The organism is Akkermansia massiliensis (assembly GCF_023516715.1).
In the GTDB taxonomy this organism is placed as follows: Bacteria; Verrucomicrobiota; Verrucomicrobiia; order Verrucomicrobiales; family Akkermansiaceae; genus Akkermansia; species Akkermansia massiliensis.
On sequence record NZ_JAMGSI010000002.1, the window covers coordinates 842,599 to 855,763 of the forward strand.

The window sequence follows — 13,165 nt, forward strand, 5'->3', positions numbered from 1 at the left end:
AAAATTTACTGGGGCGGAAAGGTGAGGTTCATGACTTGCTCCATCCGGGCAAGGCGGCTGCCCTTGAAAAGGACGATGTCTCCCGGCGCCGTGTGGCTGCGGAGCCATTCGGCGGCTTCCTCTGCGGAGCCGAAGTTCAGTCCTTTGGTGGATGAGTTCGGAGAAATGGCGTCCGTAATCCGGGCGGCATCCGTTCCCACGCTGACCACGCAGTCAAAGCGGAGCTTTTCCGCCGTGCGTCCCACCAGCGCGTGCCCTTCTTCGGAAAACGTTCCCAGTTCCCCCATTCTGCCCAGCACCGCAAAGCGCCTGCCGGTGCAGGAAAGCTCCGCTGCGGTGTGCAGGGCGGCCTGCATGGAATCCGGATTGGCGTTATACGTATCGTCCACTACCAGAATGCCGTTGGACCGGGTGCAGTGGAGCCTGCCGCCCGTGAGCTGCGCCCGGTTGAGGCCGGAGACGATCTGCTCCTTCGCAAGACCTGCCACCCAGCCGGCGGCGGCGGCCAGAAGCGCATTGGCCACCATGTGGCGGCCGTGGACGGGCAGTTCCACCACCTCCCGGCAGAAATCAGGAATGGAAAGGGTGAAACGCGTCCCATTCTCCGTGGAGACCGGGTTTTCCGCGCGGACGGTTCCGGAGTCAATGCCGCACTCAATGCACGCGGCGCGGGTGGACCGGCGGATCATGTCCGCATAATCGCAGTCCGCCGGGAAAATCATGAAGCCGTCTTCCGGCAGGCAGCGGGCTACCGTGCATTTTTCCCGGGCAATGTTTTCCCGGGAGCCCAGGTATTCAATATGGGAAGTGCCGATGCTGGTGATGATGCCGATCTTCGGGCGTGTCATTTCACACAGGGGGGCCAGTTCTCCCGGATGGTTCATGCCCATTTCCCACACGGCGGCCTCGTCCGCCGGGGAAGCCCGGAGGATGCTGAGGGGAACGCCGATGTGGTTGTTCAGGTTTCCCTGCGTGGCGATGGTCCGGAGTCCCTGGGAAAGAACGGAGGCGGTCAGGTCCTTGGTGGAGGTCTTCCCGTTGGAGCCGGTCAGGCCGATGGCGGTGAGGGTCAGCCCGGCACGCCACCAGGAGGCCAGCTGCTGGAGGGCTTTCAGCGTATCCTCCACCAGGATGACGGCGCAGGAGGGGTCCATCCCTTCCTCCACGCGGCTGACGACGACTGCCGCCGCGGTGCGGGAAGCCTCCGGGGCAAACAGGTTGCCGTCAAACTTTTCTCCTCCCAGCGCGAAGAAAACGGCATGGGGCGGCAGGGCGCGGCTGTCTGTGCACACGCCTCCGGAAGCGACCCTGTCAAAGGGGCCGCTGACCAGTTTTCCGCCGATGGCGTTGCAGATGCCGTGTGCCGTGAGGGAGGTCATGAAAGATGAAATGATGTGTTATGCCTGCGGGAACTCTTCCCTCTCCTTGATGAACATGTTGCGCCGCACTTCCTTGGCGTCGCTGAAATCGATGCGTCCGGTGGAAAGCTCCTGGTAGTTTTCATGGCCCTTGCCCGCAATCAGGACGACGTCCCCCAGCCGGGCCTGTTCGATGGCCGTGGCGATGGCCCGGGCGCGGTCCGGAATGATGGCGTACCTGCCTTCCGGCATGCCCGCCGTAATCTGGCTGATGATGGAGAGGGGCTCCTCGCTCCTGGGGTTGTCGGAAGTGACGATGCAGGCGTCAGACAGGCGCGCGGCCACGGCGCCCATCAGCGGGCGCTTGCCCTTGTCCCGGTCACCGCCGCAGCCGAACACGGTAATCAGGCGGCGGGAGCAGATTTCCTTGAGCGTCCTGCAGACGTTTTCCAGGGCGTCCGGCGTGTGGGCGTAATCAATGAAGATCTGGGCGCCTCCGGGGTGGGTGAACAATTGCAGTCTGCCGGGAACCTGCGGAATGTTCTGGAGGTTCGCGATGGCGTCCCGTACCGGGATGCCGGCGCAGATGACGGCCGCCAGCGCGGCCAGGCTGTTGTACATATTGAATTTGCCGATCAGGGGCACGCGCACCAGGTAGCTTTTTCCCTTGTATTCCAGTTCGTATTCGCTGCCCTTGGCCGTGGCGTGGTGCACCAGCATGCGGAAATCCGCGCCCAGGGCGGAACCGTAGGTCTTGACGGCCATGCGGCCGGAGAACATTTCTGCCAGGCGGCGGCCGTAGGCGTCGTCAATGTTGATGACGGCCACGGGCTTGCGGCGGGCCCTGGTGTCCTGCGCCATCTGCTCGAACAACTTCGCCTTGGCCTGGAAATAATTCTCCATGGTGTGGTGGTAATCCAGGTGGTCCTGGGTCAGGTTGGTGAAAATGCCCACGTTAAAATTAATGCCGGCCACGCGTTCCTGGTCCAGCGCATGGGAGGATACCTCCATGGAAACGCCGCGGCAGCCGTTTTCAAACATCTCCTTCAGCAGGTGTTCCAGCTCCAGCGGGCCGGGCGTGGTGTGGGTGGAGGGGGTGATTTCCTCCCCGTTGTCATAGGCGATGGTGCCGATCAGCCCGGCGCGCAGCCAGGACTGCTTCAGCAGGGAATGGGCGATGTAGGCCGTCGTAGTTTTTCCGTTCGTCCCCGTCACGCCTATCATGGTCATGTGGCGGGAGGGATGGCCGTTCCAGGCCGCGCCCATCAGGCTGACGGCCAGGCGGGAATCGTTCACCTCCACCCAGCTGACTCCGGCGTCCCTGGCTTCCTTCGTGCAGGGCATTTCCGCGACGACGGCGCAGGCTCCGCGGCGGATGGCTTCCGGAATGAACTCGTGGCCGTCCGCCTGGGTTCCCTTCAGGGCAATATAGCAGGAGCCGGGCAGAACGCGGCGGCTGTCGCATTCCAGATGGGAGATTTTCACCTGGGGGGAGCCGGTGAGCGTATGGGCGGGAAGGTCTTTGAGCAAGGTAAGTAGCTTCATGATAGGATTATCTGCGCGGCAGTTTGGACGGGGAGGAAGAGGCTTGGGCACGGGAGGCTTTTTTGTCTGCCTCCGCGGAAGGGGTATTCTTGGGAATGTTCATGGCCGCCGCCAGGCGGGTGGCCAGTTTCTGGAAGACCGGAGCGCATACGGTGCCGCCGCCGGGGTGGCAGTGCTTGGAGGTGGGATCGTCAATGACGATGAGGCAGACGAAGGCCGGGTCCTCCACCGGAAGCATCCCTACAAAGGAGACGGTATAGCGGTTGTCAAAATAGCCGCCCGTGGGCTTCACCTTGTGGGCGGTGCCGGTCTTGCCCCCCACGTTGTAGCCTTCAATCCGCGCCCTTTTGGCGGTTCCGTCCAGGTCCGTGACGTGGAACAGGGCGTTCCGGAGGTTCCGGGCTGTTTTAACGCTCATGACCCGGCATACTTCCACGGGGGGGGAGGGCTGGAAATTCTTGTCGTCCACGTAAATGCCGTCCACCAGCCGGGGGCGCATGCGCACGCCGTCATTCGCGATGGCGGCGTAGGCCATGGCGACCTGCAAGGGGGAGACCATCAGGGAATAGCCGAAGCTGATGCGGGAGAAGTTGACGAAGTTGCTGCCGTCCTGGCACTGGCTGTTGGTTTCCCCCGGCAGGTCGATGCCCGTCTTGGAGGAAAAACCGTATAGGTCAAAATACTTTTTATACGTGGGCCAGCCCGATTTCAGCGCAATGCGGAAGGCGCCCGGGTTGCTGGACTTTTTCAGCACGCCCGCCACGGTCAGGCCGCTGTAGAAACGGGGGGCGTCCGTGACGGGGCGGGAGCCGGGCACCATGTAGGGCGTGCAGTTGATCATGGTATCGAATGTGGCCTTTCCGCTGTCCACGGCGGACGTGACGGAAACGATCTTGAAGGTGGAACCCGGTTCGTACAGGGACTGCACGGCGAAGTGGTAGGCGCCTTCCTGCAGGCCCTCGCGCGTATTTAAATTATAGTGGGGACGGCTGGCCATCGCCAGAATGCTGCCGGTCTTGGGCTCCACGACGATAATGCAGCCGCGGGGCTTGTGGGTCTGGTCCGTGTAAAAGGAAATGGCGGCGTCCAATTCCTCCTCCACGATCGTCTGGTACTCCATGTTCACGGTCAGGCGAACGTTCAGGCCGTCCACGGCGTCCTTGAAACGGGAATCCGCGGAGGGGATGATGCGGCCCCGGCTGTCCTTCCGGTACTCCCTGATGCCGTTGTGGCCCAGAAGCTGGTCGTCCAGCTGTTTTTCAAGGCCGGAAAGGGCCACGGGCCGCGGACCGCTGTCCTTCGTCTGGGCGATGTAGCCCAGAATGTGCACCATGCATTCCGGCACGGAATAAACGCGCTTGGAAGAAGTCTCAAACCGGAACCCTTGGACGCGGGCGTTCTGGATGGCCTGGCGCAGCAGTTCCGCTTTTTCCTCGGACAGGTTCTTGGCGATGACGATGCGCTTCTTGGGAATCTCCCCGTCCTTTTCCACCGTGTTGATGATGTCCTGCACGCTCATGTCCGGCAGGAAGGGGGCGATCACGCTGGCGGCGTATTCCAGATGGGCCTGCACGTATTTTCTCACCATCTCCGGCTCATAAAGCTCTTCCAGCTTCTTCCTGGCCATGTCTACCCCTTCCGGGCCGTCCTCAGGCTCTTCCAGCAGGATTTTCGCCAGATTGTGCTCCTTGCTGCCGTCCTTCTTGCTGGCCGCCTGTCCCAGGATTTTGCTGCGGAAACCGGAAACGAGCTTCTCTTTCTCCTTGTCCGTGGCGGCTTCTCCCCAGAAGGCGGAGTGGACGGCCTTGGAATAGGCAAGAGCCCAGCTGATGGTCTTGGGATCGTTCAGGTGGTAGCCGTCCGCAATCAGCTCGGAACTCTGCATGTTGTTGGTGAGGATCTCCTCATTGGCGTCCATGATGCGACCGCGCTGGGGCAGGAGAACCTCCCGTTCAATAATGCCGCCGCTGGGGACTCCGCCCGTTTTCCGGGGGGAAACCAGTTGGAGGTTGACCAGCGTCAGCATCAGCCAGATGACCGCAGCGCCCGCCACGCCGCACAGGACGAGGCTTCTTCTGGCAAATCTGGACTTCGTGATCGTGGTCATGAACGGCTCGGCGCATTTAATTGCCTGCCGCGGCAATGCGGGAGGCGTTTTCGGAAGAAATGTATTCTACGGCTGAGGGCTCGATAGGCTGAAGGTTGGACTTGTCCTGGGCCAGCCTGTCGCGGATGGCCCAGCGGCTGGTCAGGGAGGAAGTCTTGGAACGGTAATATTCCTTCGTGAGTTCGCAGGAAGCGATCTCCTCGTTCATTTGCTTGATGTCGCGCGCGACCTGGATCTGGTCGTTTTTCAGCACGGCATAAGTGATGCCCGCCCCGCAGGTGAGGGAGGCGAAGGCAATGAGCCACATGATCATGCTCACGCTGATCTGGTGGCCGGTGAAACGCTGTTTGAATCTTTTCATGGCGGTGGCGAAGGAGAGATGGGTCAGATGATTTTTTCCACGCCGCGCAACTTGGCGCTGCGGGAACGGGGGTTGGTTGAAAGTTCTTCTTCTCCCGCAGTGACGGGCTTGCGGGAAAGCAGGCGGAAGCAGTAATCCGGGTTGGGGCGCGGAGCCGGCCATTCCGGACGGTCGATTTCCGGACGGCTCCGGAGGTCGAAGAACTGCTTGACCCTGCGGTCTTCCAGGCTGTGGAAGGTAATAACGGCCATGCGGCCCCCCTTGCCCAGCAGGCGCACGGAGGAATCCAGCAGCGCGTCCAGCGCGTCCAGCTCCCCGTTGACGGCGATTCTCAAAGCCTGGAACGTACGGGTGCCGGGATGCTGCCGCCCCTTGCGCGGAAGGACGGATTCCACCACGCGGGCGAGCTGGGCGGTGGTGGTGATGGGAGCCAGGGAACGCGCCTTTACGATGGCGCGGGCAATGGCGCGGGAAGCCCGTTCCTCTCCGAACTGCCAGAGGATGTCCGCGATCTCTTCTTCCGGGGCCTCGTTCACCAGGTTGCGGGCGGAAAAGGCGGCGCGGGTGTCCATGCGCATGTCCAGCGGGCCGTCTTCCCGGAAGGAAAAGCCGCGGGAGGCGGTATCAAGCTGGTGGGAGGAAACGCCGAGGTCCGCCAGCAGGCCGTCCACCTGGGAAACGCCCTGCTGGGCGAGGATGCTTTCCACATCCTGGAAATTGCCGGCGAGCACCTTGAAACGGGAGCCGAAGCGGGCCAGCTTCAGCGCGGCGGCGCGGCGGGCGTCCGGGTCGCGGTCAATGCCCCAGACGGTAGCGCCCTGTTCCAGAAGAAATTCCGTATGGCCGCCGCCGCCGAGCGTACAGTCCACGATCAGTTTGCCGGGGCCTGCCGCCAGCATGTCCACCGTCTCATGCAGCAGAACCGTAACATGGTTAAAACCGTTGCCGGAAACGGCTCCGTCCGTTTCCGCGTCAGCGGAGGCGGAAACGGCGTCATCCCCCAGTTCGGAAACCAGGGCGTCCACTTTGGCTTCGGCTTCCGGAGCTTTCAGGGCTTCCGTGTGGTACACGCCTTCCCAGTTCATGGAGGGGGCAAGCGCCTTCCAGGAACAGACCAGCTCGTCCACCCCCTTCTCCTCCGTCAACTCCGCAATCACGTGCACATGGTTGCGGCAGATGCTCCATGCCAGCACGCGGCAGGACGTTTCCGCCGCAAGGGCATTTGCCAGGGCCTGCGCCTCCTCCGTGCGGACATGCGTACCCGCGCCCGCGCGTAAAGAAAGCTCAACATGGCCATCAAAAGCCCGGTTCAGGCTGGAGGACAATGCGCCCAATTTGCCATAAGCGCCCTTCTGTCCCGCCAGGGACATTTCCGCGGTGATGCGTGCCTTCTCCTGCTGCCAGGCGATCATGTCCTGCGCCGGAAGGGCGTCGTGCCCCCAGAAAACAATGGAATAAGCCGTAACCTCCGCATTCAGCCCGGTTCTGGCGCCGACGCCCAGGCCGGAAACAAGCCAGCCCGGGCGCAGCGCAAGCGTTGCGTAGGGATGGGCCTGATGCGTGGGCGGAATGGTAGGGTCTGGGGGCATGAAGGGAGATCAGAGAATGCCGTAGGATTGGTTGATATCGGAAATATTGGCGTTTTCACGCCGGGAGACTTCTTCATAGAGAGAAGGTTCCCATAATTCGAAATATCCTCTCCGCGCGGCGAGCCGGACGGAGGAACTGAGCTGTGCGTGTTCGCACATTTGTTTGGGTATCAGTAGTTTGCCCTGGGCGTTGATGATGGCCTCCACGCAGTTGGCATATAATCTGCCGATGAACAGGTCGATCTGCGCTTCCGTGTAGCCGGGCGTGGCTTCTATCTTGTCAATGAGTTGCTGGAATTTTTCCCGCGTATAGGCTTTAACGGTCGGCAATTCAAGGCGCCGGCCGGATAGCAGGAGCAGGGCGCAGCCTTCGGTAGGCCTCCATTCAGCCGGAATCGCAATCCGGTTTTTGGGGTCCAGCTTGTGCGTGTATGCACCAAAAAGGTTGTCTGATACACTGCTCATCGCATGCAAGTACACTACGTAGTGACTTCAATACACTTTAATGCACCTGAAATGTCAACCCCGTACTGGAAAAAAGTATTTTTTCTTGTGTTCATGTCGTGAAAAAAAGCATTGATCCGCTCTTGCGCCGCTCCGGGACCGGTATTATATTCCGCGCATGATGCAGTTTTGCGTGTTGGGCAGCGGCAGCGGAGGAAATGCCACCATCGTCAAGGCGGGGGAAACCGTCCTGCTGGTGGATGCCGGGTTCAGCGCCGCCAGGCTGCGGGATAAAATGAAATCCGCCGGCGTGGAACCGGAGGAGCTGGACGCCATTCTGCTCACCCATGAACACACGGACCACATGAAGGGCGTGCATCAGTTCACCAGGAAATACACCGTGCGCGTCTATGCCACCCGCCATACGGCCATGTGCGTTCAGGAAAAGGCGCCGGAAGCCCCCTGGGCCTACTTTGAAAAAGGGCAGTCCTTTAAAATAGGGGATATCGTCATCACCCCCTTTGCCACCTACCATGACGCCGTGGACCCGGTGGGATTCAAGTTTGAAACGGAACGGTCCAGCCTGGGCTTCATTTCCGATACGGGGCAGGCCCCCGGCTGCGTGGCGGAACACCTCTCCATGGTGGACAGCCTGGTGGTGGAATCAAACTATGATCCGGACATGCTGGCGGCCACCCCCAAGCGGCCCTGGCCGTTGAAGCAGCGCATCGCCTCCACGCACGGGCACCTTTCCAATGAACAGGCCTGCGACCTGCTGAGGCGCATCGCCCATGACGCCCTGAAAAACGTAGTGCTGGCCCACCTGAGCGCAGAAAGCAATTCTCCGGAATTGGCAGAAAGCCTGATGCGTGCTACCCTGCATGACATGGGACTGGCTTCCACCTCCCTGTTCTGCGCCAGCCAGGACTCCTGCCTGCCGTGGATACGGGTCTGCTGAATCCGCCTCTTTCCTTCCTCCTGCCGCCATGTTCCTCTCCATCTGTGAAATCATGAGCACGATCATTGGAGCCCTGGCGGGATCCATTGCTTCTTCGCGCGTGAAAATGGACCTGTTCGGCGTGATTGTCTGCGGCACCCTGGCGGCCCTGGGCGGAGGGACCGTGCGCGACCTTCTGCTGGACATTCCGGTGTACTGGACGCTGCCCTCCGGGGAAATCTTTGTCCTGGCCGCCGTCGTCACCAGCCTGGGAACCTTTTACGTGGCCCAGAAATACCCGCCGCCCATGGGCACCATCCGCGTGGCGGACGCCATCGTTCTGGCCCTCTTCGGCATGATCGGCACGGAAAAATCCTACCTCCACGGCTATACGCCCACCGTTTCCGTGATGATGGGCATCTGCACCGGCGTGGCGGGCGGCCTGCTGCGCGACGTGCTCACCGGAAACGTTCCCTACGTGTTCCGCCCCGGGGAACTGTACGCCACCGCGGCCCTCCTGGGAGGCGTGGCGTACGCGGTGCTTTACTACTTCGGGATCGACTCCTCCACCTGCTTCGTGACGGGCTTCGTGGTCACGCTCTCCGTGCGCCTGGCGGCCATCCGCTGGAACTGGAACCTGCCTTCCTACATTCCCCTGTTCTCCCCGGAGGCGGAACCGGAAGCCATGGAGGAAGAGGAAAAGGAGATTCTTTCCGGGAAACCCGGCGGACGGTAATCCGCGCTACTTGTGGAAGCACCCTTCCATGCAATAGACGGAAAGCTTCTCCACCGTACCGTCCCGCTCGCAGCAGGAGCGCATGTTGCAGTGCGGGCACAGTTCCCGCACATTTGCTACGTCCAGGGTTCCCCGTTTTTCGTGAAGGGAATAAAGGTACTTCAGGTATTTCCCCTCCGCGATGCGGTGGTGGCTGTCCTTTTCCTTCAGCCCCTTCCATTCGTACAGGCGTTTCCCGCCCTTGGAGGAATTGCAGGACTTGCATACCCTGACAACGTTATCCATGATATCTTCTCCCCCGCAGTCGCGGGGCAGGATATGCTCCGTGGTCAAATTCTTTTTTTCGCCGCAATAAATGCATTCTCCGGGATGTTCCATTTCCCTGACCCATTCGCGAACGGAGGAAGACCAATGTATGGTCCCTGCGCAAAGCTCCTTCCACTTGCTCATAATCATGCCGTAATTGGCCTTTCCGAAGCCGGAAGAAGAGGCAATGATTTTGGCATATTGGTAATAAATGATTTGGCGGACGGATTTGACGGCGGGAGGAGGCATGATGAGGATATAAAAGCTGCTTGTTGAATGATGCTGTCCGGATTTTCCGGAGCTTTACTTGCCCAGGCAGAAGGAGGAAAAAATGGCGCCCAGCACGTCCTCCGTATCCACGGCTCCGGTGATTTCCCCCAGATGCGTCAGGGCTTCCCTCAGTTCCAGAGCCGTGAATTCCGGGCTCTCCTGCCGGGAGATGGATTCAGAAGCCAGCCGGACATGCTCCAGGCACAGGCCCAGTTCATGCTGGTGCCGGGCGTTGATGGCTACCAGGGAGCTGCCCGTTTCACCGGGCAGGGAGGAAGCGAAGGCCCGGACGATGGCTTCTTCCAATTCCTTTCTGCCTGCTCCGGTGGCGCAGGAAAAACGGATGCCGGGAACGGCCTCCCAGTCCGGGTGGATTCCCAGGTCGCACTTGTTCAGAATCAGCAGCCGGGGCGCGGTACGGGCGGCCGTGGGGAAAGCCTCTGTCCGGGGCGCGGAGGCGTCCGCCACTTCCAGAACCAGGTCGGCGGTTTCCAGCGCCCTGTTGGTACGAGTGATGCCGGCCTGTTCAATCACATCGGAAGATTCCCGGACGCCTGCCGTGTCAATCAGCCGCAGAGCCAGCCCGGCGAGCTGGATGGATTCCTCCACCGTGTCCCGCGTGGTTCCGGCGATATTGCTGACAATGGCCCGGTCATACCCCAGCAGGGTATTCAGCAGGCTGGATTTTCCGACGTTGGGCGGTCCGGCGATCGCCGTGCGGATGCCTTCACGCAGAAGACGGCCGCCCTCGGCGGTCCGCAGCAGCCCGGAAAGCTTTTCCTCCATGCTCCGGAGCCGCGCCAGCAAACCGGAAGCGGTGTCCGGGGAAATATCTTCATCCGGAAAATCAATGTAGGCCTCAATATGGGCCAGGACGTGAACCAGGCTGTCCTTCAGTTCGTCCACCTGGGAGCCGATGCCCCCGTCCAGCTGGGTTTGCGCGGCTTTCAGGGCTAGGTCGCTCCCGGCGGAAATCACGTCCATCACGGCCTCAGCCTGGGTCAGGTCCATGCGTCCGTTCAGGAAGGCCCTCTTCGTGAACTCGCCCGGTTCCGCCGGGGAAGCTCCGCACCGGTACAGGCGTTTCAGCAGGCGGTCTGTCACCAGCATGCCGCCGTGGCAGGAGATTTCCACGGTATCTTCCCCCGTATAACTGGCCGGGGCCGGGAACCAGGTGATGAGCGCCTGGTCAATGGCGGTTCCCTCCGCGTCCAGAATGCGGGCCAGCGTTGCCCGGCGCGGCTGGAGGCGTTCCGTGAAGGCCGCGGGGGTGCATTGTTTCAGGATGGCCATGCAGCTGGGACCGCTCATGCGGATGACGGCAATGGCTCCCTGTCCTGCGGCGGTGGCCTGCGCGGCTATGGTGCGTTCCGGGTCAATCATGGTTCTATGGATTCAAAAAAACCGCCCCCGAGCAACTTGCCTCCGTCGTAAAAAGCGCAGACCTGTCCCACGGCCAGCGCCCGGAGGGGCGTGTCAAAGCTCAGGCGCACCTTTCCTTCTTCCAGATATTCGCAGGAGGCCCATTCCGCCTTGGCGCGGTAGCGGGGCTGCGCCATCACGCGGGAGGGCAGGGGCGCCAGCGTATTGGAAATGCCGCCGACCACCGCATGGGCCGCATACAGTCCCTGCGTGGATGCGTCTTCATACCCCAGGATCAGGCGGTTGCGTTTGACGTCCTTCCCCACCACCACGTAGGCGATTCCCTCCCGCGGTGAGGCGACGCCGTGGCCTTTCCTCTGGCCCATGGTGAACAGGTGCAGGCCGTTGTGGGAGCCGAGCGTCTTCCCCTCCGTATCCACGATTTTGCCGGGTTTATCCGGCAGGTAGTGGCGCAGGAAGTCGCTCATCTTCACCTGGCCGATAAAGCAGATGCCCTGGCTGTCCTTCTTGCGCGCCGTGGGAAGGCCGTATTTGTCCGCCAGCACGCGGACCTCCGGCTTCAGCAGGTCCCCCAGGGGGAACACGGCGCGGGCTGTCTGGTCCGGGCGCATCAGGGACAGGAAGTAGGACTGGTCCTTGTTCGGGTCCCGCCCGCGCAGGATGAAGGAGCCCTGCGGCGTATCCAGCCTGCGGGCGTAGTGGCCGGTGGCTACGGAGTCAAACCCCTGCTCCAGGGCGTAATCCAGAAAGACGCCGAACTTCATTTCCCGGTTGCACAGCACGTCCGGATTGGGCGTGTATCCGGCGCGGTAGCCTTCAATCAGGTAATTCACGATGCGGGCGCGGTATTCGTCCACCAGGTCGATGACCCGGAATTCAATGCCGATTTTTTTGGCGACGGACAGCGCGTCCTGAATATCCTGCTCCCACGGGCATTCGCCGGGAATGCCCTCGTCATTCACCCAGTTTTTCATGTAGGCCCCCACCACGTCATGGCCCTGCTCCACGAGCAGGGCTGCTGCCACGGAGCTGTCCACCCCGCCTGATAAGCCTACAAGAATGCGTGCCACGATGCTGAAAAAGAGATGAATATAATGAAGCGGCCTGCTTTTGGAAAGCCTTTCCCGCCTGCCTCTGTAAACCAAAGATGCCCCCGCAAGCCAAGACAAAAAGCGTGGAAGACGAATATCCGGGGCGTAACCTGGGAAAACAAGAAGATGCCTTACAGTCTTTTTATGCAGGAAAGGGTTTGCACTAGTGACGCTTTTGTTGTCCGGATTTGGATGCCTCTTTAATTTTTCTGTTTGGGCAATCCTTTGTAAAGGTAGGCCGCTTTCGGCACCCGGCCGACGGTTCTGTCCAGCAGGGCCGGAATGTCCTTGTCCCTGTATCCGGCCAGACGCAGGTATTTTTTAACCTCCTGGGCCTTGGTCGGGAAGCAGGTCATCAGTTCCCTGATAAATCCGCGTTCTTTGCTTTTGATGGCGAATTGAGCGTTGTTGCTTCTCGAACTCAGCGCGCTTGTCTTGTTGAACAGCTTGGTATCGTTTCCTTCTGGCATTCCGGAGGCATGGTCGATGAGCATGTGGGCGAAGATTTCCGTAGCTTCAAAAGCATAATCTACCTGGCTGTGGAATTGTTTGATGATCAGAGCTTTTGCGGATAAATAAAATCGAAGGGCCTCTTCCCTGCCTGGGAGGCTGCTATTCTTGTCCGTTAGCGCAAGGAAAGGGATGCTGTTCGTGAAAAACTCTTTTGCGTGGTGATCTACGCTAGTGTAGGTAGCAAGCCATTCGACATTTTCGTAATCGTTGAGGTCAATGAACGGGGCCTTGGCAATCAGATAGCACAGGAAAAGCCCCTCCGTCAGCTCCTGAGGGGTGACGTCCTTTTTCCGGTAGCGGTTGGCTTCTTTCAATATTTTATCCGCCCCCTGGTAGAACGGAATGATCTGGCCACTGTCCAGCAGTTTCTTAAGCCGCAGGAGTTCCGGGTTTTGCTTGTTCAGATTCCTGATGGCGGAAGGAAGGGGGAGCTGGTCCTGCTCCGGAGAGGCTGAACAGGGAAAAGACAGCGAGTAAAGGACGAATAACAGAAGGAAGGGATAAGATTTATTCATGATGCTAAAA

The 13,165-nt window shown here is 60.5% G+C and carries 12 protein-coding genes; 2 read left to right on the forward strand and 10 right to left on the reverse strand.

The window, feature by feature from the left end:
- Positions 1–5: 5 nt before the first annotated feature.
- Genes M8N44_RS11220 through M8N44_RS11245 form a run of 6 tightly spaced genes read right to left on the reverse strand, consistent with a single transcriptional unit; the run spans position 6 to position 7,425 of the window.
- Complete coding sequence (locus M8N44_RS11220) at positions 6–1,379, reverse strand: UDP-N-acetylmuramoyl-tripeptide--D-alanyl-D-alanine ligase (protein ID WP_102727615.1); 1,374 nt, start codon at positions 1,377–1,379, stop codon at positions 6–8.
- Between the two features lie 18 nt (positions 1,380–1,397).
- Positions 1,398–2,903: a UDP-N-acetylmuramoyl-L-alanyl-D-glutamate--2,6-diaminopimelate ligase gene (locus tag M8N44_RS11225; RefSeq protein WP_022397708.1), complete on the reverse strand. Its 1,506-nt coding sequence runs from the start codon at positions 2,901–2,903 to the stop codon at positions 1,398–1,400.
- 7 nt (positions 2,904–2,910) lie between these two features.
- On the reverse strand, positions 2,911–5,010 hold the full coding sequence (locus M8N44_RS11230) for a peptidoglycan D,D-transpeptidase FtsI family protein (RefSeq protein ID WP_102728959.1): 2,100 nt from the start codon (positions 5,008–5,010) through the stop codon (positions 2,911–2,913).
- A gap of 16 nt (positions 5,011–5,026) precedes the next feature.
- On the reverse strand, positions 5,027–5,371 hold the full coding sequence (locus tag M8N44_RS11235; RefSeq protein ID WP_022397706.1) for a hypothetical protein: 345 nt from the start codon (positions 5,369–5,371) through the stop codon (positions 5,027–5,029).
- 23 nt (positions 5,372–5,394) lie between these two features.
- Positions 5,395–6,960, reverse strand: a complete 1,566-nt coding sequence (gene rsmH, locus M8N44_RS11240) for a 16S rRNA (cytosine(1402)-N(4))-methyltransferase RsmH (protein ID WP_249853110.1) — start codon at positions 6,958–6,960, stop codon at positions 5,395–5,397.
- A gap of 9 nt (positions 6,961–6,969) precedes the next feature.
- Complete coding sequence (locus M8N44_RS11245) at positions 6,970–7,425, reverse strand: division/cell wall cluster transcriptional repressor MraZ (RefSeq protein WP_022397704.1); 456 nt, start codon at positions 7,423–7,425, stop codon at positions 6,970–6,972.
- A gap of 157 nt (positions 7,426–7,582) precedes the next feature.
- Here M8N44_RS11245 and M8N44_RS11250 point away from each other — a divergent pair, with 157 nt between their 5' ends.
- Both M8N44_RS11250 and M8N44_RS11255 read left to right on the forward strand, forming a co-directional pair.
- Positions 7,583–8,362: an MBL fold metallo-hydrolase gene (locus M8N44_RS11250; protein WP_022397703.1), complete on the forward strand. Its 780-nt coding sequence runs from the start codon at positions 7,583–7,585 to the stop codon at positions 8,360–8,362.
- A gap of 52 nt (positions 8,363–8,414) precedes the next feature.
- Positions 8,415–9,077, forward strand: coding sequence for a trimeric intracellular cation channel family protein (locus M8N44_RS11255; RefSeq protein WP_180971570.1), 663 nt, complete (start codon positions 8,415–8,417; stop codon positions 9,075–9,077).
- A 6-nt stretch (positions 9,078–9,083) separates the two neighbouring features.
- Here the strand turns inward: M8N44_RS11255 and M8N44_RS11260 are convergent, their stop codons facing one another.
- The 4 genes from M8N44_RS11260 to M8N44_RS11275 form a co-directional block, all read right to left on the reverse strand.
- On the reverse strand, positions 9,084–9,632 hold the full coding sequence (locus M8N44_RS11260; protein WP_022397701.1) for an HNH endonuclease: 549 nt from the start codon (positions 9,630–9,632) through the stop codon (positions 9,084–9,086).
- A 54-nt stretch (positions 9,633–9,686) separates the two neighbouring features.
- Positions 9,687–11,036 (reverse strand): tRNA uridine-5-carboxymethylaminomethyl(34) synthesis GTPase MnmE, encoded by a 1,350-nt coding sequence (gene mnmE, locus M8N44_RS11265; RefSeq protein WP_102728960.1) that lies wholly within the window; start codon positions 11,034–11,036, stop codon positions 9,687–9,689.
- Positions 11,033–12,106, reverse strand: a complete 1,074-nt coding sequence (gene mnmA / locus M8N44_RS11270) for a tRNA 2-thiouridine(34) synthase MnmA (RefSeq protein ID WP_102729052.1) — start codon at positions 12,104–12,106, stop codon at positions 11,033–11,035. The genes mnmE and mnmA overlap by 4 nt, the downstream gene beginning before the upstream one ends.
- A 221-nt stretch (positions 12,107–12,327) precedes the next feature.
- Positions 12,328–13,155, reverse strand: coding sequence for a hypothetical protein (locus M8N44_RS11275; RefSeq protein WP_102728961.1), 828 nt, complete (start codon positions 13,153–13,155; stop codon positions 12,328–12,330).
- Between the last annotated feature and the right edge of the window lie 10 nt (positions 13,156–13,165).